This is a genomic window from Pseudomonas sp. OVF7, assembly GCF_030644265.1.
Taxonomy (GTDB): Bacteria; Pseudomonadota; Gammaproteobacteria; order Pseudomonadales; family Pseudomonadaceae; genus Aquipseudomonas; species Aquipseudomonas gorinensis.
In genome coordinates this window covers 6,982,679-7,007,163 of record NZ_CP128996.1, presented here as the reverse complement: position 1 = coordinate 7,007,163, position 24,485 = coordinate 6,982,679, and the positions used below count along the sequence as shown (strand labels likewise).

Below are 24,485 nucleotides of genomic sequence, written 5' to 3'. Positions count from 1 at the left end.
GGTGCATCCATGCAGATTTCGGTAAATGAGTTCCTGACACCCCGCCATATTGATGTGCAGGTTGTCAGTCCAACCCGCGCCAAGATCACTCTCGAGCCTCTCGAGCGTGGTTTTGGCCACACCCTGGGCAACGCGCTGCGCCGCATCCTGTTGTCCTCAATGCCCGGCTGTGCAGTAGTCGAGGCCGAGATTGACGGTGTGCTCCACGAGTACAGCGCCATCGAAGGTGTACAGGAAGACGTAATTGAAATCCTGTTGAACCTTAAAGGTCTGGCTATCAAGCTGCACGGCCGTGACGAAGTTACGCTGACCTTGTCGAAGAAGGGTTCGGGGGTGGTTACCGCTGCCGATATTCAGCTGGATCATGATGTCGAGATCGTTAACCCCGATCACGTAATCGCTAACCTGGCGTCTAACGGCGCCCTGAACATGAAGCTCACTGTAGCTCGTGGTCGTGGTTATGAACCGGCCGACTCGCGTCAGAGCGATGAAGACGAAAGCCGCAGCATTGGTCGCTTGCAGCTTGACTCTTCGTTCAGCCCGGTTCGCCGTATCGCATACGTGGTGGAAAACGCCCGTGTCGAGCAGCGTACTAACCTGGACAAGCTGGTTATTGATCTGGAAACCAACGGTACTCTGGATCCTGAAGAGGCTATCCGCCGCGCTGCAACCATTCTGCAACAGCAGTTGGCTGCGTTCGTCGACCTCAAAGGTGACAGCGAACCAGTGGTAATCGAGCAGGAAGACGAGATCGATCCGATCCTGCTTCGCCCGGTTGACGATCTGGAACTGACTGTACGTTCGGCTAACTGCCTTAAGGCGGAAAACATTTACTACATCGGCGACCTGATTCAGCGTACCGAAGTAGAACTGTTGAAGACTCCGAACCTGGGCAAGAAATCCTTGACTGAAATCAAGGACGTTCTGGCCTCCCGCGGTCTGTCCCTCGGCATGCGCCTCGACAACTGGCCGCCTGCAAGTCTTAAGAAGGACGACAAGGCGACTGCCTGATCGTCGTAATCACCGAACGTGAGTTTGGTAAGGAATGAACCATGCGTCATCGTAAAAGTGGTCGTCACCTGAGCCGTACCAGCTCGCACCGCAAGGCCATGTTCCAAAACATGGCGGTGTCGCTGTTCGAGCACGAGCTGATCAAAACTACACTGCCGAAAGCTAAAGAACTGCGTCGCGTTGCTGAGCCGCTGATCACTTTGGCTAAGACAGACAGCCTGGCTAACCGCCGTCTGGCTTTCGACCGTACTCGTTCGAAAGCTATCGTTGGTAAGCTCTTCAACGACCTGGGCAAGCGTTATGCTACCCGTGAGGGTGGCTACCTGCGCATCCTCAAGTGCGGTTTCCGCACTGGCGACAACGCGCCTATGGCGTACGTCGAGTTGGTTGATCGTGCTACTGCCGGCGAAGCTGTAAGCGCCGAGTAAGACGACAGTCTGTAACGAAGAACCGGGCCTAGTGCCCGGTTTTTTGTGCGCGCGACAAAAGCGCGATATGTACAAGTTTCCTGCTGTGGCGTTGGGCACTATGGGGCTTGGATTGTTGGTAGAAATTTTCTATTGAGGCTCACAATTTAATGAATTTGTAGCCGTCATGTTGATGATTAATACTTCCTCCAAGCCGATTAGCCTGTAGTTCCAAGTCCGACCAGAGGAAAATTGAACATGAGCCAGAACAAAATCCTTACCACCGCCAGCGGTGCACCCGTTGCGGACAACCAGAATTCCCGTTCCGCCGGCCCACGAGGCCCGTTGCTGCTCGACGACTTTCACCTGATCGAGAAGCTCGCCCACTTCAACCGTGAAAATATTCCAGAGCGTCGCGTGCACGCCAAGGGTTCGGGCGCCTACGGTACCTTCACGGTCACTCGAGACATCACTCAATACACCAGTGCCAAGCTGTTCGAGGCAGTGGGCAAGCAAACCCCGACGTTCCTGCGGTTCTCCACGGTAGGTGGTGAGCGTGGTTCGGCTGACACTGAACGTGATCCACGTGGTTTCGCCTTGAAGTTCTACACCGAAGAAGGCAACTGGGACATCGTCGGTAACAACACCCCGGTGTTCTTCATCCGCGATCCGTTGAAATTCCCTGACTTCATTCACACCCAAAAGCGCCTGCCGCAAAGCAACTTGAAGAGCGCGCAGATGATGTGGGACTTCTGGTCGCACTCTCCAGAGGCGCTGCATCAGGTCACTATCCTGTTTTCGGACCGAGGCATTCCTGATGGCTACCGTCACATGCATGGCTTCGGCAGTCACACCTACAGCCTGATTAATGCCAAGGGTGAGCGTCACTGGGTCAAGTGGCACTACAAAACCAAGCAGGGCATCAAGAACCTGGCGCCGGCAGAAGCAGCGCGGCTGGCAGGTACCGATCCTGATTATGCACAGCGTGATCTGTTCGGTGCGATCGAGCGCGGTGACTTCCCGAAATGGCGTGTGTGCATTCAGATCATGACCGAGGCCCAGGCCAACGCTCATTACGAGAACCCTTTTGACGTGACCAAGACCTGGTCGCAGAAGGAATTCCCATTGATTGAAGTCGGTGAATTGGAGCTCAACCGCAACCCGCAGAACTACTTCGCCGAAGTAGAACAAGCAGCGTTCGGTCCAAGCAACATGGTGCCAGGTGTTGGTCTGTCTCCAGACCGTATGCTTCAGGGACGTGTCTTCGCTTATGCAGATGCTCACCGCTACCGCGTCGGTACCAATCATCAGCAACTGCCGGTAAACGCCCCACGTAGCCCGGTGAACAGCTATCAGCGTGATGGTTCGATGGCATTCGGCAGTAATGGTGGCGCGGCTCCTAACTACGAGCCAAACAGCTACGCTGACGCACCGAAGCAAGCACCACAATACGCTGAGCCTGCCTTGGCCCTGAGCGGTGCGGCGGATCGTTACGATCACCGCGAAGACACCGACTATTACAGCCACGCCGGCGCGTTGTTCCGCCTGATGAATGATGAGCAGAAAGCGTTGCTCACCAGCAACATCGCCGGAGCCATGGCCGGTGTTTCCAGCGATGTCGTCCAGCGCCAATTGCAGCACTTTTTCAAGGCTGATCCTGCTTATGGAGAAGCAATCGCAAAGGCGCTCGGTGTATCGCTTAACTGACTCTAAACGATAAGCAGAACCGCCCTCATTTGGGCGGTTTTTGCGTTAATTCGACCACTTTTCTCAGTAAATCTGCACTTTTCTGCTGTTGATCCCGTGACCTGGGAGTCATCATGGTTCAAACTACAGACTTTCAAGCAGGGAGATGTAGGGCGATGCAAGGTCACCCCGACGTAATCGATTACCTCAACACGTTGCTGACGGGCGAACTGGCTGCTCGTGACCAATATTTCATCCATTCGCGCATGTATGAAGACTGGGGCTTTACCGAGCTCTATGAGCGTATCAATCACGAAATGGAAGAAGAGGCACAGCACGCCGACGCACTGATGCGCCGTATCCTGATGCTCGAAGGCACGCCACGTATGCGTCCCGATGACCTTGATGTGGGCACCACGGTGCCTGACATGCTCGCTGCCGACCTGCGCCTCGAGTACAAGGTGCGTGCCGCGCTCTGCAAGGGCATCGAGCTCTGCGAGCAGCACAACGACTATGTCACCCGGGAAATCCTGCGGGTGCAGTTGAATGACACCGAAGAAGATCACACCTATTGGCTGGAAAAGCAGTTGGGCCTGATCAAGTTGGTTGGCTTGGAGAATTACCTGCAATCGCAGTTCTGATTCCCGGCTACAAAAAAGCCCCCGTCACTGCTGAAGTGACGGGGGCTTTTTTATCGGGCTTGATAAATCAGGCCCGGTCGCGCGCCAGCAAGGGCTTGAGATAGTAACCCGTGTGGGACTGTGGCATTTCGGAGACCTGCTCCGGCGTGCCCACCGCAATGATCTGGCCACCCTTGGAGCCGCCTTCCGGGCCGAGGTCAACCAGCCAGTCGGCCGTCTTGATCACATCCAGATTGTGCTCGATCACCACCACGGTGTTGCCGTGGTCGCGCAGGCGATGCAAGACATCCAGCAACTGTTGAATATCCGCGAAATGCAGGCCGGTAGTTGGCTCATCCAGGATATACAAGGTCTTGCCGGTATCGCGCTTGGACAGCTCGCGAGACAGCTTCACCCGTTGCGCTTCACCACCGGATAGAGTGGTCGCGGACTGCCCAAGTTTGATATAGGACAAGCCCACATCCATCAGCGTTTGCAGCTTGCGCGCCAGCGCCGGGACCGCATCGAAGAACACCCGCGCTTCCTCGATAGTCATTTCCAGGGTTTCGTGGATGCTCTTGCCCTTGTACTTGATCTCCAGGGTTTCGCGGTTGTAGCGCTTGCTCTTGCACACATCGCACGGCACATAGATGTCTGGCAGGAAGTGCATCTCCACCTTGATCAAGCCATCACCCTGGCATGCTTCGCAGCGCCCGCCTTTGACGTTGAACGAGAACCGGCCAGGCCCGTAGCCCCGCGAGCGAGATTCCGGAACGCCAGCGAACAGTTCGCGAATCGGCGTGAACAGCCCTGTGTAGGTTGCCGGATTGGAGCGTGGTGTGCGGCCAATCGGGCTCTGGTCGATATCGACCACTTTGTCCAGGTGCTCCAGGCCCTTGATGCTGTCGTGTGCCGCCGCTTCCAGGGTGGTCGCGCCGTTCAGGGCGGTGGCACTCAGTGGGAACAGGGTGTTGTTGATCAGCGTGGATTTGCCTGAGCCGGAAACACCGGTTACGCACGTCAGCAAGCCCAGGGGAATTTCCAGGTCGACATTGCGCAAGTTGTTGCCCCGCGCGCCCTTGAGGTGCAATGCCATCTTCTTGTTACGTGGCGTACGCTTGGCTGGCACTTCAATCTTCACTCGGCCAGACAGGTACTTGCCGGTCAACGAGTCAGGGTGAGCCATGACTTCGGCGGGCGTGCCCTCGGCGACAATATGACCGCCATGCACGCCAGCCCCAGGGCCGATATCGACTACGTAGTCCGCCAGGCGGATAGCGTCTTCATCATGCTCGACCACAATCACCGTGTTGCCGATATCCCGAAGGTGCTTCAAGGTGCCCAGGAGACGATCATTGTCGCGCTGGTGCAGACCGATCGACGGCTCATCGAGGATGTACAGCACACCCACCAGGCCGGCGCCAATCTGGCTGGCCAGGCGAATCCGCTGGGCTTCGCCGCCTGACAGCGTATCGGCGCTGCGATCCAGCGATAGGTAGTCCAAGCCAACGTTGACCAGGAACTGCAGGCGCTCGCGGATTTCCTTGAGGATCTTGTCGGCAATTTCCCCACGGCGCCCGGTCAGCTTGAGTGTACCGAAGTACTCGCATGCATCGCCGATTGGCAGGTTGGTGACTGCCGGCAGCGTCTTCTCGCCAACCCACACATGCCGCGCCTCACGGCGCAGGCGAGTGCCGCGGCAATCCGGGCAGGGTTGAGTGCTGAGGAACTTCGCCAGTTCTTCGCGCACGCTCGCCGATTCAGTCTCGCGGTAGCGCCGCTCCAGGTTCGGCACGATGCCTTCGAACGGGTGGGAGCGCTTGACGATATCGCCACGGTCGTTCAGGTATTTGAAATCGACGTTCTGCGAGCCACTGCCATTGAGGATGACTTTCTGCTGTTCTGCCGACAGTTGATTGAATGGCACTTCAAGGCTGAACTTGTAGTGGGACGCCAGCGACCCCAGCATCTGGAAGTAGTAGACGTTACGTCTGTCCCAGCCGCGTATCGCGCCCTCCGCCAATGTCAGCTCCCCGTTAACCAGGCGCTTGATGTCGAAGAATTGCTTCACGCCCAGGCCATCGCAGGTCGGGCAGGCGCCGGCCGGGTTGTTGAAGGAGAACAGCTTGGGTTCCAGCTCGCTGATGGCATGGCCACAGATCGGGCAGGCAAAGCGCGCGGAGAAGATGATCTCTTCGCCCGGCTCGTCATCCATCGGCGCCACTAGGGCTATACCGTCTGCCAGCTTCAACGCAGTCTCGAACGATTCTGCCAGACGCTGCTGCAGGTCGGCCCGCACTTTGAAGCGGTCGACCACCACATCGATCGAGTGCTTCTTCTGCTTGTCGAGCTTCGGCGCTTCGTCCAGTTCGTAGAGCTTGCCGTTGATGCGTGCGCGCACAAAGCCCTGCGCACGCAGCTCTTCGAATACGGAAAGGTGTTCGCCCTTGCGTTCGCGAATCACCGGCGCCAGCAGCATCAGCTTGGCGCCTTCCGGTTGGGCCAGCACCAGGTCGACCATCTGGCTGACGGTCTGGGCTTCCAGTGGAATGTCGTGGTCCGGGCAACGGGGAATGCCCACCCGCGCGTACAGCAGGCGCAGGTAGTCGTAGATTTCGGTGATGGTGCCCACGGTGGAGCGCGGGTTGTGGGACGTCGACTTCTGTTCGATGGAAATCGCCGGCGACAGGCCTTCAATGGTGTCGACGTCGGGTTTTTCCATCATCGACAGGAACTGGCGGGCATAGGCCGACAGCGATTCCACATAGCGACGCTGACCTTCGGCATACAGCGTGTCGAACGCCAGGGAAGATTTGCCGGAGCCGGACAAGCCGGTGATGACGATCAATTTGTCCCGGGGCAGGGTCAGGTCGATGTTCTTCAGGTTGTGGGTTCTAGCCCCACGAATCAGGATCTTGTCCAAGATGGCCTCGCACGGCGGGCGTAAATAATGCAGGAGTATACGGCTAAAGACTGGATGAATATACACTGTCAAAGTGCCGGGTGCAGCCTTACATGAAAGCTGCGCGGCAAAGCGCCGCATATACCCTCTCAATCGATGGGACTGGTAGAATCGCCGCCGGTTCACACGAGGTTTTTCCATGCACGATCCCCACAGCGAACGCATGAGTAGCGGCGAGACCCGAGCAGCAAGCGGTCTGGCCCTGGTGTTCGCCTTCCGTATGCTTGGCATGTTTATGGTGTTGCCAGTGCTGGCGACCTATGGAATGGATCTCGCAGGAGCGACCCCCGCCTTGATCGGCCTGGCCATTGGCGCCTATGGCCTGACCCAGGCGATTTTCCAGATTCCATTCGGCATCATTTCCGACCGTATTGGCCGCCGCCCTGTGATTTACCTGGGGCTGATCGTGTTCGCTCTCGGCAGCGTGCTCGCGGCCCAGTCGGATTCGATCTGGGGCGTGATCGCCGGACGTATCCTGCAGGGGGCCGGGGCAATTTCCGCAGCGGTCATGGCCTTGCTGTCCGACCTCACCCGCGAGCAACACCGCACCAAGGCCATGGCCATGATCGGCATGACCATCGGTCTGTCGTTCGCCGTGGCGATGGTGGTCGGCCCGTTGCTGACGCGCGCCTTTGGCTTGCACGGCTTGTTCCTGGCCACCGGCGGCATGGCGTTGTTCGGGATCGTGATCGTGGCCTTCATGGTGCCGCGCTCCACCGGCACGTTGCAGCACCGTGAGTCGGGCGTCGCCCGCAAGGCCCTGTTGCCGACACTCAAGCATCCGGATTTGCTGCGCCTGGATTTAGGTATCTTCGTATTACACGCAATGCTGATGTGCAGTTTCGTCGCCTTGCCCCTGGCCCTGGTGCAAAAAGCCGGGTTGCCCAAGGAGCAGCACTGGTGGGTCTACCTGACTGCCCTCCTGATTTCGTTCTTCGCCATGATCCCCTTCATCATCTACGGCGAGAAGAAACGCAAAATGAAACGAGTTTTACTCGGCGCCGTCGCGACGCTGATGCTCACTGAGCTATTCTTCTGGCAGTTCGGCGACAGCCTGCGGGCACTGGTAATCGGTACGGTGGTGTTCTTCACCGCATTCAACCTGCTGGAGGCCTCGTTGCCTTCGCTGATCAGTAAAGTTTCACCGGCCGGTGGCAAGGGCACGGCAATGGGGGTGTACTCCACCAGCCAGTTCCTTGGTTCTGCACTGGGCGGCATCATGGGTGGCTGGATGTTCCAGCACGGCGGTTTGTCGGTTGTGTTCCTGGGATGTGCCGGGCTGGCTGCACTTTGGCTGGCCTTTGCTGTTACCATGCGCGAACCTCCCTACGTCACAAGTCTGCGTTTGCCGCTATCGCCCGAGGCGATCCGTGAAAGCGGTCTGGTAGAGCGCCTCAAGGCCGTCGTTGGGGTAACCGATGCAGTCGTGGTTGCTGAAGAAGCAGCCATTTACATCAAATTGGACACCGAATTATTGGATCGCGCGACGCTCGAGCAACTGGTCAACCCAGTGCCGACAGCGCGCCCAGCTTAGGAGAACGTTATGGCCCGTGGGGTTAACAAAGTCATATTGGTCGGTACATGCGGCCAGGATCCCGAAGTTCGCTACTTGCCTAACGGTAATGCCGTGACCAACCTGAGTCTGGCGACCAGCGAACAGTGGACCGACAAGCAGACCGGCCAGAAGGTCGAGAAGACCGAATGGCACCGCGTGTCGATGTTCGGAAAGGTGGCAGAGATCGCCGGTGAGTACCTGCGCAAAGGCTCGCAGGTCTACATCGAAGGCAAGCTGCAAACCCGCGAGTGGGAAAAAGACGGTATCAAGCGTTACACCACTGAAATCGTGGTCGACATGCAAGGCACCATGCAACTGCTGGGCGGCCGACCACAGGGTGACCAACAGGGCCAGGGCGGCATGTCCAACTCGGCACCGCGCCCACAGCAGTCCCGTCCGCAGCCAAGCCAGCAGCCACAACGTGAGTCGCGCCCAGCGCCACAACAGGCCGCTCCGCAACCGGCTCCGGATTTCGACAGCTTTGATGACGATATCCCGTTCTAAGGTCGCAGACCCGCAACGAGCGATACTCAAGAACCCCCGCTGGCGCAGGCCGCGGGGGTTTTTTATGGCTGTTGATCAGGCGTCTGTTGCCGCCGTGGTCAGCACCATGTCCTTGAAGCGCCGCAATACGGCCGAGTCATCACCGGCTCGCGTCGCCAGGTGGAGCGGCGCCACCAGGTTCCGGCAATCCGTCAGTGGTCGATAGACGATGCCGTCTCCACGCAGCCGTTGCATCGACGCCGGCACGATGGATACGCCAAGGCCCGCTGCCACCAGGCTCAAGGTTGCTGTCATGCGCGGCGCTTCCTGCACCACTTGCGGGCTGAACCCCGCTTCACGGCAGGCCACCAGGATCGCGTCATACAAACCCAACCCCACGCGCCGTCGATAGAGTACGAAGGACTCAGTAGCCAGTGCCGCCAAAGGCAGGGGGGAGGCGGCGTCGAGTGCCAGGGGATGATCGGTGGGCAGTGCCAACAACATGGGCTCCACGAGGATCGGTTGGTCCTGCAGCGATTGAATCCCGCTGAGCGGTGAGCGGATAAAGGCTGCGTCGAGTTTTTCATGCACCAGCGCATCCAGCAGTTCGCCGGTACCTGCTTCCTCCAGCACCACCGAGACGCCCACGAAGGTTTCGCGAAACAGCCGCAGCACACTGGGCACGAATGGGTGCAGGGCGGCCGAACTGGTAAACCCGATGGCCAGCCGTCCGCGCTCACCTCGGGCAGCGCGACGCACGACCTCCGCCACACCGTCGACACGTGCCAAGACCTCGCGCGCTTCCTCCAGCAACGCCAGCCCGGCAGGGGTTGGGCGCACGCCACGGGGCAGGCGTTCCATCAGCACAACGCCCAGCTCGGCCTCAAGGCTTTGCAGCAGTCGCGTCAGCGGTGGCTGCTGCATCCCCAAACGTTCCGCCGCGCGGGTGATATAGCCTTCTTCGGCAATGGCGACAAAGGCTCTGAGTTGGCGCAACTCCAACATAGGGATACTTTTCAGGTATGGGAGGTCGTCAATCCTGGCATTTGTTCTCATGGCTCACAAGATTTAGGCTGTCTTCACCCTTTAAAAAGCCGCCTCTAAAAAAGAAGGAAAGCCGCGATGACCTGGTCTGCCAAGCAATACACGATGTTTGAACAACAGCGCACTCGCCCGGTTCGTGACTTGGTCGCGGCCATTCCCAATACCGAGGTGCGCACCGCTGTCGACTTGGGCTGTGGCCCCGGTAACTCGACTGAAGTGCTGGCCGGGCGTTTCCCGCAAGCGCAGGTCACCGGCATGGACAGCTCCGATGACATGCTGGTCGACGCCCGTAAACGCCTGCCGGGGCTGAACTTCGAACGGGCGGATATCGGTGCCTGGAGCCCCGAGCAGGCCTTCGACGTCATCCTGGCCAACGCCTCCCTGCAATGGCTGCCCGATCACGCCACGCTCTACCCGCACCTGGTCAACCAACTGACGCCCGGTGGCACGCTGGCGGTGCAAACCCCGGACAACCTTGATGAGCCTGCCCACCGGCTGGCACGAGAGGTATCGGCAGATGGCCCCTGGTCCGCGAAGATCGGTGCGGTTAAACACAATGAGCGGCACACCGCGAGCTACTACTACGAGCTACTCAGCCAACACTGCAGCGTCGTCGACGTGTGGCGCACCACCTACCTGCATCCGTTGGCGGATCATGCGGCGGTGGTGGAGTGGTTTAAAGGTTCTGCATTGCGGCCATTTCTTGCGCCGTTGAGCGACGGGGAAAAGGCCGCATTCCTACGGGAATACCAGGCACGGATTACGCAGGCTTACCCAGCCCTGGGCGATGGCACCGTGCTGCTGCCGTTTCCGCGCCTGTTCGTCATCGCCACGCGCTGAAGCCAGCAGCATACGGGGGGGCGGTCACGCGGCCGCCGTTTGTGTCTTGAGGTATTCATCCGCCGACACCACGCCTGCATAGCCGAATGCCAGCGATGCCATATAAGCGTCATGCACCTGCGCCGCCGGGATGACTTTGCCATTGAATTCCAGGTCGCGGGTGGCGCAGGCGTCATGGATCAGCGTGACCTTGTAGCCCAGGTCCGCCGCCGCTCGCACCACCGCATCGATGCACATGTGGCTCATGCTGCCGACCACCACCAGTTCGGTAATGCTGCGTTGTTCCAACAGCTCACGCAGGTTGGTTTCACGGAACGCATTCACGAAATGCTTCAGTACCACTGGCTCATTGCCCTCGTTCAACACCTTGGGGTGCAAGTGCGCCCCCTCGGAGTTCGGTGTAAAGAAGGGAGCATCCTGCGAGGTGAACTCATGGCGCACATGTATCACCGCATCCCCCACCTGGCGAAAGGCCTGGAGCACCTGTGCAGCCTTGTCCGCCGCGGCTTCCACGCCGCTGAGCGGCCACTTGCCCTGGGGGAAGTAGTCGTTCTGGATATCGATTAGGATGAGTGCTTGCTTGGCCATGGGTGTTGCCTCGTGATGGGTTGATGGGGCCAGTATCTTAGCTGGCGCCGCTGCCGAGGATTGGCTGCACCGACAATAACAGGGGGAAAACTGACAATGGCCGTGGAACGCTCGATCGTCGAGCTGGGTGTATTGATCTATCAAGGGGCGCAATTGGCTGCGGTGCATGGCTTGACCGACCTGTTCGGTGTGGCCAACCGGATCGCCGCCGAGCATCAATCCGCGCAACTGCCGCTGCTGCGGGTCAGCCACTGGCAGGTGGATGCCCAGGGTACCCCCGCGCGGGTATTCGACAGCCACCCCGGCCCTGACCTGCCGCTGATGGCCGTGCTGGTGCCGCCCTCGATTGGCGAGTTCACCGACGAGCAAGCGCCGCCCGCGTTACTGGCGTGGATTCGCCAGCAACACGCGGCGGGCACGGTTCTTGGTGGCGTGTGCATTGGTTCGATCATGCTGGCGCGTAGTGGCCTGCTGGACGGGCGCAGCGCCACCACGCATTGGTCCTCCGCCACATCCTTCGCCGCTCGTTACCCAGCCGTACGCCTGGAAGCGGATAAACCGATTGTCGATGACGGCGACCTGATCACGACCGCCGGGCTGATGGCCTGGTCCGAACTGGGCCTGCGCCTGGTTGACCGCACCATGGGCCCGAGCATTGCGGCCCAGACCGCCCGGTTCCTGGTGATCGCGCACAGTGACAGCGCCAGCCACTGCGGCAGCAACTTTGCGCCGATTCTCGGGCACGGCGACAGCGCGATCCTCAAGGTGCAGCACTGGTTGCAGGCCAGTGGTGCGGTGGATGTCAGCGTGGCGGCAATGGCCCAGGAGGCGGGTCTGGAAGAGCGTACATTCCTGCGGCGCTTTCGCGGCGCAACAGGGTTGAAGCCCACCGAATACTGCCAGCACTTGAGGGTCGGCAAGGCTCGGCAGATGCTGGAGTTCACCAACGGCACCATCGACCATATCGCCTGGACCGTGGGTTATCAGGACCCCAGTGCCTTTCGCGCCACCTTCAAGAAAATCACCGGCCTGGCCCCCAGTGATTACCGCAGCCGGTTTGGGGTGTGAATCGTGCAGAACGCCGCGTCCATCCGCGGCTGTCGTGCAGAATCAAACAGGCCAACTGCCATCGCTTTTCAGCTAACCACTTGATTTCCACGCCATCGCCTTGAGCCAGGCCTTGGCTTGATCCCTGCAACAGTGTCTGCACACACATGGCGGGACAATCAAGGGGGACGCATGACCCCAACGCAGCGCAAAAAGCTGGTCGTTGCCCATTCCACGCGGGAGGGCGCGCCCCAGCATGAAGTCGAAACCAATCGCGCCCTGGCGCGCTGGCTGGCGCAGATCCTCGGCCTCAAGTTTGGCGGCAGCTACGACCCCAACCGGCACGCTGGGCGTGATCTGTATGTGCTGCCCACCCAAACCCTGGTCGGCCCGGACCAGGCTCGCCCATTCGGTATTAGTGGCCCTGACGACCTGTGGGGCGGCTATGTCGATCACGACTTCATCTGTACCAAGGCGATCAGTCACGGCGTGTTGGGCCCCGAAGCCGTCGCCCCGGAGGGCTGGTCGACGTTATTTGGTGAGCGCGTGCGCGATGTGGTGTTGGACGGCCTGAGCGTGTTTGCCCTCAAGGATGCGCGGGAAGCTGCGACACGCCTGCTCTACAGTGGGCCGATCCGGTTGAAACCTGTGCACGCCAGCGCCGGGCGTGGCCAGCAAGTGATCCGCAGCCTGGATGAGTTCGACGCGTTGCTGGCGCGCCCCGAAGCGGCGCAGCTATTCGACGACGGTGTGGTATTGGAACAGGACCTTCAGGATGTGGTCACTCATAGTGTGGGCCAGAGTTTCATCGGCGCGCACCGGTTCAGCTATTGCGGCGAGCAATACTTGACCCAGGACGGGCGGGGTGAAGAGGTCTACGGTGGCTCGAACCTGATCGTGGTCCCGGGTGACTACGACGACCTGCTCCAACTCGACCTGTCCGACGACGTACGCCTGGCCATCCGGCAAGCCCAGGTCTTCGACGCCGCCGCGCTTGAGGCCTACCCTGGTTTTTATGCCTCACGGCGCAACTACGACATCGCCCAGGGCGTGGACAGCAACGGCCAGCGTCGCAGCGGTGTACTTGAACAGTCCTGGCGCATGGGCGGGGCCAGCAGCGCGGAAGTCGCGGCGCTGCAAAGCTTCATCAATCACCCGGGCCTTAAAGCCATTCATGTGTCCTCGGTAGAAACCTACGTGGACCAGCCACTGCCGGCGGATGCCATCGAGGTTTACCGCGGCCCGGCCGAAAACAGCGACTTTCTTCTCAAGTACGTGACGGTTAAACCTTATGACGGCTAGAAGCGAAAGCATTGCGATCGACATCGACGGCGAACAGATGAGCGGCACGTTCTTGAGCCCCAAGTCCAAAGTGCCTGGGGTGTTGTTCGTGCACGGCTGGGGCGGTAGCCAGGAGCGTGATCTGGAACGGGCCAAAGGCATCGCCGGCCTGGGCTGCGTGTGCCTGACCTTCGACCTGCGTGGCCATGCGGGCACTGGCATTCCGTTGTCCCGCGTGACCCGCGAAGACAACTTGCGCGACCTGTTGGCCGCCTACGACCGCCTGCTGTCGCACCCGGCCATCGACACCTCGGCGGTGGCGGTGGTGGGCACCAGTTACGGCGGTTACCTCGCCGCCATTCTGACGTCGTTGCGCCCGGTGCGCTGGCTGGCGCTGCGCGTGCCGGCACTGTACCGCGACCAGGAATGGCTCAAGCCCAAGCGCGATTTGGACAAGGCGGACCTGATGGATTACCGCAGTACGCTGGTGCACGCGCAAACCAACCGCGCCTTGCATGCCTGCGCGCAATTTACCGGCGATGTGCTGATCGTCGAATCGGAAACCGACGACCATGTGCCCCACGCGACCATCATGAGCTACCGTGCGGCGTGCCAGCGGACACACTCCCTGACCCACCGCATCATCGACGGCGCCGACCACGCCCTGAGTGACCCAGTCTCCCAGCAGGCCTACACCTCGATCCTGGTGGACTGGATCACCGAGATGGTGGTGGGCGAACGGTTGAGCATCATCCAGTCCCAATAGCCTGGCGCCCGCGAATTGGGCGCTCTGTAACCAGCGGGCTTGCCCTAATGCCGTTCAGTTAAGGCTTTTTTGTAGGAGCGAGCTTGCTCGCGAAGCACTCACAGGCGCCGCGTTCATTCAGGAAACACGCGTTATCGTTGACGTTTTTCGCGAGCAAGAACTAGGCGTCCCCCTCGCTCCTACAGAAGGCGATGTACGCTTAACTGAACGGCATTAGGACTTGCCCCGCGTTGGGCTGCGTAGCAGCCCCAAAACCAGCCGCTGAGGAGTGCCTGATCCTCCGCCTGTCAAGCCGCTGCCTTCTTCACCCGCAACGCCTTGGCCTTGGCTTCCACCGCGAGGTACATCACCAGCGCAATCAGCAACGGCAAGATAAAGTAGATCGCCCGATACGCAATCAACCCGGCGAGCAAGCTGCCCCGCGACGCCTCATGCTGCAACAGCGCAATAAACACCGCCTCCAGCACCCCAAGCCCGGCAGGGATATGGGTCACCACCCCGGCAATCGCACTGATCAGCAACACCCCCAGCACCAACGGGTAGTCCAGCTTCGCCGGCAGCAGGGTGAAAATCACCGCCGCCATCAATGACCAATTCAACGCACCGAGCGCCAGTTGCAAACACGCCATGCGCAGCGACGGCAGGTTGATCTCGATACCGCGAATCGACCACGCGCGTTTTGTCGAAAACTGGCAGGCCACCAAGTAGCCCAGGCTCGCCAGCACCAGCAATACTCCGACACCTTGCAGGGCGCCGCTGCTGAGCTTCCAGCCCGGTGGCATTGTCACCAACCCGCTGCTGAACACGACGCCGGCCAGTGCCATATAGCCGAACCAATTGGTCGCCAGGCTCAAGCCGAGGATCTTGGCAATATTGCCGGTGCTTACCCCCAGGCGCGAATACAGGCGGTAACGCATGGCGATACCACCGACCCACGCACTCAGGTTGAGGTTGAACGCATAGCTGATGATCCCCACCGGCAGGATCTGCTTCCAGCGCAGGGGCTGGCGGATGTAGGTGCGGCCGATCAGGTCGAAGCAGGCGTACACGATAAAACTGCACAACGTCAGCGTGCCGGCGATCAGCAAGGTGCGTAGCTTGAAGTCGCCCAAGGTCTGGAACACTTCGCTCCAGTCGATGCGCCGGGCGAGCAGGGTGAACAACACGATCAGCAAGAGGAAGAACGCGACAGTCAGCGGCTTCTTCCAGCGTGTAAAACGCGAGCGGTTGGCTTCAGCGGTCATGGGCCCGACTCTCAAAGGGTTTCAAACGCGGTTTGTGCGCCGGCAGCCAGCCCGTCAACGCCGGGAAATGGCGCATCACATGGAACACCAGGAAACCCACGGTCAAGCGCCAGAGCCACAGGCGCGGCGTGCGGTTTTCCGGCATGGTCTGGCAATGGTGCTTGCTGAGCACTTCGAGGCGTTCGTACAGCTGCTGGTTGAATGCCCGGTCGCGAATCAGCACATTGGCTTCCAGGTTCAGCGACAGGCTCAGCGGGTCCAGGTTGCTGGAACCCACGGTGCTCCAGTCGTCATCCACCAGCGCCACCTTGCCGTGCAGCGGGCGCTGGCAATACTCGTGGATCACCACGCCGTCCTTGAGCAGGTAGTCGTAGAGCATGCGCGCCGCCAGCTTGGCCAGCAGCACATCGGGCTGGCCCTGCATGATCAATTGCACGTGCACGCCCCGCCGCGCGGCGTTGCGGATCTCGCGCAGCAAGCGGTAGCCGGGGAAGAAGTAGGCATTGGCGATCACCGCGCGGCGCTGGGCTTTACTCAGGGCGTGGATATAAGCCTCTTCGATGTCATCGCGGTGCTGCACGTTATCGCGATAAATCAGGCGCACCAGGCCGTCGCCGTCTGCCGAGGTCCACGGTGAGGGGCGCCGGTCGCGGCGTCGCCAGCCGCGGCGGCTGCGTACTTTTCGGCCGCTTTGGGCCAGGGCAAAGTGATGCAGGTCGGCGACCGCCGGGCCGACCACCTGCACCGCGTAATCCTGCTTGGCCTCGGGGCCGTAGTCGCCCAAGTGGTCGGCAGAGAAGTTGATCCCGCCGATAAACCCCACGCGCGCATCCACCACTACGATCTTGCGGTGCAAGCGGCGGAACCAATTGGTGCGAATGCCGAGGGTCTTGGACGCCGGGTCGAACATCTGCACTATCACCCCGGCTTCGGCCAACTCAGCGAGGAAGGCCGGGCTCAGCTCGCCGCAGCCAAACCCGTCAAGGCTGGCGACGACTTTGACGCCGCGCCGTGCCGCATCGACCAGGATGTCCCGTAGCTCATGGCCAACCTTGTCTTCGAACAGGATGAAGGTTTCCAGCAGGATTTCCCGCTGGGCCTGGCGCATGGCGTCGAACACTTTCGGGAAGTAGGCCTCGCCGTTTTCCAGCAACTCGATCTGGTTGCCGCTCTGCCAGCCGTAATCCAGGTCCCGCGCCGAGGCTTCGTCCGGTGGCTGGTCGGTAGCGATATGGGCGACGGCGACTTTTTCCAGTGGGGCACTGTTCATAGCTCGATCCCCACTGACAGGGGCGCGTGGTCTGACAAATGCGACCAGGGGCGGCTGTTCAACACCTGGGGCGCATGCGCCTTCACATTGCGCACATAGATTCGATCCAGGCGCAGCAGGGGCAGGCGCGCGGGGAAGGTGCGCGGTGGTTTGCCATGGGCCTCGGTAAACACTTCGCGCAGGCCGCAATGGCGCAGGTCGGCGCGCAGGCGCCAGTCGTTGAAGTCGCCGGCGACGATCAGCGGTGCATCGGCGGGAATCTGCGCCACGCGCTCGGCGATCAGGCGCAGTTGCTGCTGGCGATGTTTTTCCTGCAAGCCCAGGTGCACGCAAATGGCATGCAGTTCCTTCTCCTGCCCGGGCAAGCGCATCACGCAATGCAGCAGCCCGCGACTTTCATGGCCGCTCTGGGAGATGTCGAGATTGTCGTAGCGCACGATCTGGAACTTCGACAGCAGCGCATTACCGTGATCGCCATCGGGGTACACCGCATTGCGTCCATAGGCGTACTGCGGCCAGATGCTGTCGGCGAGGAACTCGTACTGCGGCATCGCCGGCCAGTTGCTATAGCGCTTGGGGTGGCGTTCGTGGGTGCCGTGGATTTCCTGCAGGAACACGATGTCGGCCGCCACACTGCGTACCGCCTCGCGTAATTCCGGCAGGATGAAGCGCCGGTTGAGGGCGGTGAAGCCCTTGTGGGTATTGACCGTCAGCACGCGAAAACGGGTGATGGTGGTGGTGGGTGTCGGGGGGATCAGTTCCGAGTGAGTCATGCCAATCCCTCAGGTATCAGTCGTCTCCGGGAGGCGTTGCGTGACGCAATCAACCACGCGCGTTGCCGCCTGTAGTGCCCGCCGGAAATGCCGATATGAATCGCCGCCATGTTTGCTCCCGTGGATGTAGGGTCGAGTGACCTCCGTTTTGGGATGACTGCGATATTTGCGCGAAAGTTTCCGTGGGCCTACAGGCGGTACCCATCCCGGAAAGGCGCGCGGGTTGCCAGTGCGAGCAAGGCCATGGGCATGGCTGCAACTCCGGTGGGTTTCACTCCGGCGTGCAGCGGCTGGGTGTGACTTGTGCGGAAAAGGTGGAGAACGGCATTTGATCTTTGCCTATAGGGCAAAGATGTCGACACAGGGGAACGATCAGGATTCAAACCCGTCAGTTCCTTACAGACCCTTCTGAAGGAGCTCGGAGTTTTGCTGAATCTCAAGACTGCATTACTGCTCGGCGCGCTGTTGTTTTGCACCAGTGGCGCACTGCAAGCCGCGGCCTCCGCGCCTGAAGCCGAAGCGCCGGCCAAGCCGGAGTTGCTGGTCGAAGGCGGATTGCTCGGCGCCATCAGCTCCAGCATGGATGATGTGCAGCAGAAGCTCGATCTCAACCAGAACCTGATAGATGCGTGGCGGCTGCGTGCCGACCGCGCCGCGGATGAAGTCGGGCGCCTGGTGAACCAGACGGCGCAGCGTTCGCCGTGGAGCGTGGCCGGGGATTTCCTGTTGCTGTCCGGGGTGTGGATCGGCGCCTTCGCGTTGTTGACGCTGCTTGGGCGTTTTATCGTGCGGCGCCTTGGGCGGCGCACGTTCTTTGAGCAGCGTGGGCGGCTGCGTGCGGTGCTCGGGTATGTGCTGCCCTATACGATTCCCGCGCTGATCTGCCTGCCGCTGACCCTCTACTTCAGCCACTTCCTCCCCACCTCGATCGGCCGCGCGCTGGCGCTGTGTTTTGCCTACGCCACCAGTAGCGGCATCTTCTCCACCTCCATGCTGCTGTGCGTCATCGTCATGTTCAACGTCGGCCACAAGCGCCCGGCGGTGCAGATTATTCGCGACTACTGCCCCAAGCCGCTGTTCCTGATTGGCTTTCTCGCCGCCCTCAGCGACGCCCTGACCAGCCCGCAAATCGCCCGTCAGTTGGGCGGCAATATCACCAGCAGTATTGCGGTGTTGACCGGGTTGTTGGCGGCAGTGATTTTCGCTGTGCTGGTGATACGCCTGCGGCGCCCGGTCGCGCATCTGATCCGCAATCGGCCCCTGGCCCAGCGTCTGAAGCATCCCGCGTTGCAGCAGTCGCTACGGGTGTTTTCCGGGCTGTGGTACTGGCCGATCCTGTTGATGGTGTTGGTCTCGGCGATCAACCTGATCGGTGCCGGCGACGACAATCAAAAAGCCCTGCGTTGCGCGCTGTTTACCACGATCCTGCTGATCGGCACGGTATTCCTCAGCACCGTGCTGCAGCACCTGTTCAAATCCCGTAGCCAGTTGGCGATCCAGCGCAGCAGCGCCTACAAGGAGCGCTTCCTCAGCCTGTTGCACGCGATCTTGCGCATCATCATGGCCATCGCGTTTATCGAAATCCTCGGGCGTATCTGGGGGGTGTCGCTGTTCGAATTTGCCCAGCGCAACTCGGTGGGGCGCGCCATCAGTGATTCCCTGAGCAGCATCGGCCTGATCCTGCTGATGACCTGGCTGTTCTGGGTGGTGCTCGACACGGCGATCCAGGAAGCCTTGAAACCGCCGCTAAACAAACGCTCCAGCCGCCAGCCCAGTACGCGGGTGAAAACCATCCTGCCCCTGCTGCGCAATGCGGTGAAAATCATATTGGTGGTGATCTGCGCGATCACCACCATGGCTAACCTCGGTATCAATGTCGCGCCGCTGCTGGCGGGGGCCGGGGTGGTGGGGCTGGCAATTGGTTTTGGCTCGCAGCAACTGGTGCAGGATGTGATCACCGGCCTGTTCATCATCATCGAAGACACCCTGTCGATTGGCGATTGGGTGGTGCTCGACTCCGGTCACGCGGGCACTGTCGAAGGCCTTACCATTCGTACTCTGCGCCTGCGCGACGGCAAGGGTTTCGTGCACTCGGTGCCGTTCGGGCAGATCAAGGCGGTCACCAACCAATCGCGGCAATTTGCCTATGCGTTCTTCTCCGTGCAGTTCACCTACGACACCGATGTGGATAAGGCCGTGGAGCTGATCCGCGAAGCCGGGCAGTCGATCCGGGATGACGTGTTCCTCAAGTACAACCTGCAAGGGCCGCTGGAGGTGTTCGGCGTCGACAAGATGGACCTCAACGGCGTGGTGCTCACGGCGCAGTTCCGTACCGTGTCGGGCGGGCAATATGCGGTGAGCCGTGCGTTCAACCAGCGTTTGAAAAAGCTTGTGGATAACTGTGATGAGGTGCACTTCGCGCAAACTTATCCACAGCAGGTTTTGCTGCCGAAGCGTACATCCCAGGTGGATGAGCCGGATGAAGAGGTGCCGGCGTCGGTGGTGTTGACGGAGCAGCCCAGGTCTCAATGAGGGAGGACTGTTCTGGCCTCATCGGGGGCAAGCCCCCTCCCACATTTGATTGTGTTCACAGATCAAGCTGGGGGAGGGGCCTTCAAAGTCACTATGACTCAATGCCTGATCAACTTCTCCAGCACCGCCTGCTGATCCACCTCCAACAACACCTGCTGCTTGCCGGCGACCATCACCGCCGCTGGCAACCCGTCCCGGTACACAAGCCGATTCCCACTCACCGCCGGCACCTTGCTGCCCGGCAACAGCGTGCCCACCAGGTTCAACGGGTCGGCGCCGCACACTGCGATCAAGCTACCGTCATGGGGCCGCCGCCGCACTTCGCGCAGTAACGGGATCGCCTCCGGCAAGGCAAACTGTTCCCCGGCCAAGCCACTGACAAACCGTCCGCCGCGAATCTCACCCCGCGCCTCGAGCCGATGGAACGTGCGCAGCAATTCGCGCCAGCTCGGCAACCAATCCGCCTCGCGCTCCAGCAATCGCCAGAACACCACGCCATAACGCCGCAGCAGGGTCATCGCCACATGTTCCAGCGTCTCGGCGGAGTGCGGTGCGGCCGCTTCCGGCGGGCGCCGAATCAGCGCCCAACGCCCGGCATCGTCCATCCCGCCAACCAATGCGCCGCGCCCACGTCGGCTGCTGCGCGCCTGGCGTTTACTGGCGGGCGTGGTCAGCGCGCGCAGCCCGGCAAAACTGTCGGCATTGACCAGGCCGGCGCCGACCAATTCCTGTAGGGCGCCTTCCAGTTCGCTGCGCAGCAGATGGGCTTCGTGCACCAGTTCGTCGAAAAACAGCGCGCCGTGTTCGCGCAGGGCCAAGTGGACTTTTTGTGCCTTGGGCGACAACGTCGTGCTGTCCGTCTGTTCGGTCAGCCCGCTCCATAGCGGTACCTGGCTGCGCGGCAACAGCACTACCGGGGTGCTGCGCAACGCCATGGCGCCGGGTTTATTGCTCAGGCGTATCCACACCAGCCTGCCGCTGCGGCAGAGGTCATCGAGCCAGGTGGGAGTGTAATCCTTGATCCGCGCACTGAGCAGGTCACTGTCCCAGGCCGAGGCGGCCGCCGCGTAGCCTTCGAACTGCCCGACAATCTGGGGCAACACTGCGCTGCCCTGGCCGCGGGTGCTGTTGGACAGGTGCTGCCAATCGAACAGAAAGCGCATGAAATCCTGCAACGCCACCGGCTCTATTTCCCGGCGCAGGCGCTTGACCGTGTAGCGATGAATCCGCGCGAGCAAGTGCCGTTCGCACCATTGTTCTTCGCCGATGCCGGGACTGAAGTGCCCGCGCAGCACGTAGCCTTCTTGCTCCAGGCGTGCCAGGGCCTGGGCGATGTCGGCCACCGGCAGGCCGAGGGGCGCGGCAATTTCGATCAGCGTCAGCGGGCCGAAGCCAGCCAGGCGCGCGCGCAGCAGTTCCACCAGCGCGTCATCGTGAGTCCAGGGCTCATCGAACCCCGGTAGCAGCGGCAGGTGGTTGGGATAAATCGTCTGCACGCAACTCAAGCGCTCCACGGCCACCCAAAGACCGTTCGACAAACAATAAGCGCGGCCACACTTGGCCAAGGCATGCAGCCACTGCGCCCACTGTGGCGTGACTTCGTGGCTGGCGATGCACGCCAGGCTCATCAACGCCTCATGCATTTCATCCAGGCCCTGGGGCGCCGGCCAGGCTTCTTCGCGCACGCCGTCGATGGCCTGCGCGTCCAGCGCACCGAGGTCGTCGGTGCTTTGCGGGTCGCTCCAGCGCCGGTTGAGTACGGCCTGGGTGCGGCGTTCTTCCAGCGGGGCATCGTCGAGAAAGGTGTAGGGGCGCGCGTTGAGAATTTCGGCGGCCATGGGCGAGGGCGCCGGCAAGTCGCGGCTGATCAACCGCACTTCGCCGCGCTCCATGCGCCGCAACAGGGCCAGCCAGGCGTCGCTGTCCATGGCTTCGTGCAGGCAGTCATCGAGGGTCTGTTCCACCAGCGGATGCTCAGGCACTTCGCGTTCGCCTGCGAGGTTTTCCAGGCAGGCGATCTGGTCGGGAAACACGCAGGCGATCAGGTCTTCGCTTTTCATGCGCTGGATCTGGGGGGCCACCTTGCGCCCCCCGGTATAACGCGGCAACGCCAAGGCCACCCCGGCGTTCCAGCGCCAGCGCACACCGAACAGCGGCGCATCAAGCACGGCCTGGATCAGCAGGTGTTCGGCGCTGTGGCTGTTCAAATAGCGCCAGACGTCGTCCAGCTCGAAACTGTGGCTGGTGGACAGCGACAGCACAATCGCATTCTCGCTGGCCGCCGCTTGCAGTTCGAAGTTGAAGGTGCGGCAAAAACGCTTGCGCAAGGCCAGGCCCCAGGCACGGTTGACGCGGCTGCCGAACGGCGTGTGGATGATCAACTGGGTACCGCCGGACTCGTCGAAAAAGCGCTCCATGATCAACGTGTCCTGGGACGGCAATGCGCTCAGGGCCAGGCGTGCGCGCGCCAGATAATCGAGGATTTGTTCGGCGCTGGCGCGGTTCAGGCCGAGGGTGACGGTCAGCCAGTCGTGTGCACCTTGCAGGTCGCCGGGGGTAGCGCTGAGCAGCGTGTCCAATTGCCCCTGCAAGCGCGCCACCGCGGCGGATAATTCGTTGCTGCGCCCCGGTGCCTCGCCCAGCCAGAACGGAATGCTTGGCGGCTGGCCGTGGGCGTCTTCGACCCGCACCTTGCCGGCCTCGACGCGCAGGATGCGGTAGGACGTATTCCCGAGCTGGAAGATATCCCCAGCGATACTTTCCACCGCGAAGTCTTCGTTGACGCTGCCGATATTCAGGCCCTGGGGTTCGAGCAACACGCTGTAGTCGGCGTTGTCGGGGATGGTGCCGCCGCTGGTCACTGCGGTGAGTCTGGCGCCCCGGCGGCCGCGCAAGGTGCGCGTCAAGGCGTCGCGGTGCAGGTAGGCGCTGCGAATGCCCTGGCGACCGTTGTAGCCCTCGCTGAGCATCTGCAACAGCGCCTGGTAATGGTGCTCATCCAGCGCGGCGTAGGGCGCGGCGCGGTGGATCAGGTCGAGCAGGGCCTGTTCCGACCATTCCTGGGCGCTGACTTCGGCGATGATCTGCTGGGCCAGTACGTCCAGCGGCGCAATCGGGATATGCAAGGTGTCGAGTTCGCCCCGGCGCACGCAGTCGAGCAGCGCGGCGCATTCGATCAGGTCGTCGCGGGTGGTGGCGAACAGGCGCCCCTTGGGCGTGCCGCCAACCTGGTGCCCGGAGCGGCCAACGCGTTGCAGAAACCCGTTGATGGAACCCGGCGAGCCGATCTGGCACACCAGGTCGACATCGCCGATATCAATCCCCAGCTCCAGGGACGCGGTGGCGATCAGTACTTGCAGGGTGCCGGCCTTGAGGCGTTGCTCGGCGTCCAGGCGCAGCTCCTTGGCCAGGCTGCCGTGGTGGGCGGCCACTGCGCTCTTGCCCAGGCGCTCGCTCAAGTGCCGGGCCAGGCGTTCGGCCAGGCGCCGGGTGTTGACGAAAATCAGCGTGGTGCGGTGTTCACGGGCCAGGGCGGCGAGGCGGTCGTAGACCAGCTCCCACACATCGTTGGCCATCACCGCCGACAGTGGCACCGGCGGCACTTCGATATCCAGGTCGCGGGGGCGGGCGTGGCCGATATCGACGATGTCGCACAGGCGCTCGCTGCCCACCAGAAAGCGCGACACGGCCTCGATGGGCTTTTGCGTGGCGGACAGGCCAATGCGGGTCAGCGGCTCGGCGCACAAGCCTTGCAGGCGCTCCAGGCTCAAGGCCAGGTGGCTACCGCGCTTGCCGGCGGCGATGGCGTGGATTTCATCGACAATCACCGTGCGCGTGCTGGCGAGCATCTGCCGGCCGGAGTCCGAGCCCAGCAGCACATACAGCGATTCCGGTGTCGTCACCAGGATATGCGGCGGGCGCTTGCGCATCAGTGCGCGGTCTTTTTGCGGGGTGTCGCCGGTGCGCACGGCGGTGCGGATCGCCAGCGGTGGCAAGCCCAGGCGCTGCAGATGGTCGGTGATCCCGGCCAGCGGATTTTGCAGGTTGATCTGGATATCGTTGGACAGCGCCTTGAGCGGCGACACGTACACCACCAGGGTTTCATCCGGCAACTGCCCGCCGTTGGCCAGGCCTTGGTGCACCAGGTCATCCAGTACGGCCAGGAAGGCGGTCAGCGTCTTGCCGGAACCGGTGGGCGCGGCGATCAGCGTCGAGCGGCGCTGGCGGATTAACGGCCACGCCTCGGCCTGGGCCTGGGTCACCGAGGGAAAAGTACTACGGAACCAGGCGCTGACGGCGGGGTGGAAACCGTTCAATACCGTGTCCGTTGATTCAGGAAGGTTCATAAAACAATCCTACCTCATTGGGGCCGCCGC

18 protein-coding genes are annotated in these 24,485 nt (G+C 61.4%); 11 read left to right on the top strand and 7 right to left on the bottom strand.

Annotated features, from left to right (window positions below):
- Positions 1 to 9 precede the first annotated feature (9 nt).
- From rpoA to bfr, 4 genes are all read left to right on the top strand, one after another.
- On the top strand, positions 10 to 1,011 hold the full coding sequence (rpoA, locus tag QU606_RS31910) for a DNA-directed RNA polymerase subunit alpha (RefSeq protein ID WP_003176403.1): 1,002 nt from the start codon (positions 10 to 12) through the stop codon (positions 1,009 to 1,011).
- 41 nt (positions 1,012 to 1,052) lie between these two features.
- On the top strand, positions 1,053 to 1,439 hold the full coding sequence (gene rplQ, locus QU606_RS31905) for a 50S ribosomal protein L17 (protein WP_007918448.1): 387 nt from the start codon (positions 1,053 to 1,055) through the stop codon (positions 1,437 to 1,439).
- A gap of 237 nt (positions 1,440 to 1,676) precedes the next feature.
- A complete protein-coding gene (locus QU606_RS31900) occupies positions 1,677 to 3,125 on the top strand; it encodes a catalase (protein ID WP_150295741.1) in 1,449 nt (482 codons plus the stop codon).
- Between the two features lie 155 nt (positions 3,126 to 3,280).
- The gene (gene bfr, locus QU606_RS31895; RefSeq protein ID WP_015886133.1) at positions 3,281 to 3,745 is read left to right on the top strand and encodes a bacterioferritin; all 465 of its coding nucleotides are present in this window, start codon (positions 3,281 to 3,283) and stop codon (positions 3,743 to 3,745) included.
- Positions 3,746 to 3,812: 67 nt separating this feature from the next.
- Here bfr and uvrA read toward each other — a convergent pair whose 3' ends face one another.
- Entirely contained in the window at positions 3,813 to 6,647 is a 2,835-nt protein-coding gene (gene uvrA / locus QU606_RS31890; protein ID WP_024077674.1) for an excinuclease ABC subunit UvrA, read from the bottom strand.
- Positions 6,648 to 6,825: 178 nt separating this feature from the next.
- Here uvrA and QU606_RS31885 point away from each other — a divergent pair, with 178 nt between their 5' ends.
- Positions 6,826 to 8,220: an MFS transporter gene (locus tag QU606_RS31885; protein ID WP_024077673.1), complete on the top strand. Its 1,395-nt coding sequence runs from the start codon at positions 6,826 to 6,828 to the stop codon at positions 8,218 to 8,220.
- Positions 8,221 to 8,229: 9 nt separating this feature from the next.
- The gene (locus QU606_RS31880) at positions 8,230 to 8,745 is read left to right on the top strand and encodes a single-stranded DNA-binding protein (protein WP_003232445.1); all 516 of its coding nucleotides are present in this window, start codon (positions 8,230 to 8,232) and stop codon (positions 8,743 to 8,745) included.
- 75 nt (positions 8,746 to 8,820) lie between these two features.
- Here the strand turns inward: QU606_RS31880 and QU606_RS31875 are convergent, their stop codons facing one another.
- Entirely contained in the window at positions 8,821 to 9,729 is a 909-nt protein-coding gene (locus QU606_RS31875; protein WP_277378802.1) for a LysR family transcriptional regulator, read from the bottom strand.
- A 117-nt stretch (positions 9,730 to 9,846) separates the two neighbouring features.
- Between QU606_RS31875 and tam the strand changes: the two genes are divergently transcribed.
- On the top strand, positions 9,847 to 10,608 hold the full coding sequence (tam, locus tag QU606_RS31870; RefSeq protein ID WP_069077109.1) for a trans-aconitate 2-methyltransferase: 762 nt from the start codon (positions 9,847 to 9,849) through the stop codon (positions 10,606 to 10,608).
- A gap of 24 nt (positions 10,609 to 10,632) precedes the next feature.
- Here the strand turns inward: tam and QU606_RS31865 are convergent, their stop codons facing one another.
- Positions 10,633 to 11,196: a cysteine hydrolase family protein gene (locus QU606_RS31865; RefSeq protein ID WP_102624515.1), complete on the bottom strand. Its 564-nt coding sequence runs from the start codon at positions 11,194 to 11,196 to the stop codon at positions 10,633 to 10,635.
- 96 nt (positions 11,197 to 11,292) lie between these two features.
- On the opposite strand from QU606_RS31865, the gene QU606_RS31860 reads away from it, so the two are divergent.
- The 3 genes from QU606_RS31860 to QU606_RS31850 all read left to right on the top strand — a co-directional run bounded on the left by QU606_RS31860 (position 11,293) and on the right by QU606_RS31850 (position 14,290).
- Complete coding sequence (locus tag QU606_RS31860) at positions 11,293 to 12,264, top strand: GlxA family transcriptional regulator (protein ID WP_041161034.1); 972 nt, start codon at positions 11,293 to 11,295, stop codon at positions 12,262 to 12,264.
- A 171-nt stretch (positions 12,265 to 12,435) separates the two neighbouring features.
- Positions 12,436 to 13,545 carry a DUF3182 family protein gene (locus QU606_RS31855; RefSeq protein WP_304997995.1) on the top strand — a complete coding sequence of 370 codons (1,110 nt, stop codon included), beginning with the start codon at positions 12,436 to 12,438 and terminating at the stop codon, positions 13,543 to 13,545.
- Positions 13,535 to 14,290 carry a S9 family peptidase gene (locus QU606_RS31850; RefSeq protein WP_024077667.1) on the top strand — a complete coding sequence of 252 codons (756 nt, stop codon included), beginning with the start codon at positions 13,535 to 13,537 and terminating at the stop codon, positions 14,288 to 14,290. Before QU606_RS31855 ends, QU606_RS31850 begins: the two co-directional genes overlap by 11 nt.
- Positions 14,291 to 14,577: 287 nt before the next feature.
- Here QU606_RS31850 and QU606_RS31845 read toward each other — a convergent pair whose 3' ends face one another.
- Genes QU606_RS31845 through QU606_RS31835 form a run of 3 tightly spaced genes read right to left on the bottom strand, consistent with a single transcriptional unit; the run spans position 14,578 to position 17,577 of the window.
- Positions 14,578 to 15,534, bottom strand: coding sequence for a lysylphosphatidylglycerol synthase domain-containing protein (locus QU606_RS31845; RefSeq protein WP_304997994.1), 957 nt, complete (start codon positions 15,532 to 15,534; stop codon positions 14,578 to 14,580).
- Positions 15,524 to 16,804: a cardiolipin synthase ClsB gene (gene clsB / locus QU606_RS31840; protein ID WP_102624513.1), complete on the bottom strand. Its 1,281-nt coding sequence runs from the start codon at positions 16,802 to 16,804 to the stop codon at positions 15,524 to 15,526. Before clsB ends, QU606_RS31845 begins: the two co-directional genes overlap by 11 nt.
- Positions 16,801 to 17,577, bottom strand: coding sequence for an endonuclease/exonuclease/phosphatase family protein (locus QU606_RS31835; protein WP_304997993.1), 777 nt, complete (start codon positions 17,575 to 17,577; stop codon positions 16,801 to 16,803). The genes clsB and QU606_RS31835 overlap by 4 nt, the downstream gene beginning before the upstream one ends.
- 426 nt (positions 17,578 to 18,003) lie before the next feature.
- Here QU606_RS31835 and QU606_RS31830 point away from each other — a divergent pair, with 426 nt between their 5' ends.
- Positions 18,004 to 20,109, top strand: coding sequence for a mechanosensitive ion channel family protein (locus QU606_RS31830; protein WP_304997992.1), 2,106 nt, complete (start codon positions 18,004 to 18,006; stop codon positions 20,107 to 20,109).
- A 98-nt stretch (positions 20,110 to 20,207) separates the two neighbouring features.
- Here the strand turns inward: QU606_RS31830 and QU606_RS31825 are convergent, their stop codons facing one another.
- Positions 20,208 to 24,455: a DEAD/DEAH box helicase gene (locus QU606_RS31825; RefSeq protein ID WP_304997991.1), complete on the bottom strand. Its 4,248-nt coding sequence runs from the start codon at positions 24,453 to 24,455 to the stop codon at positions 20,208 to 20,210.
- Between the last annotated feature and the right edge of the window lie 30 nt (positions 24,456 to 24,485).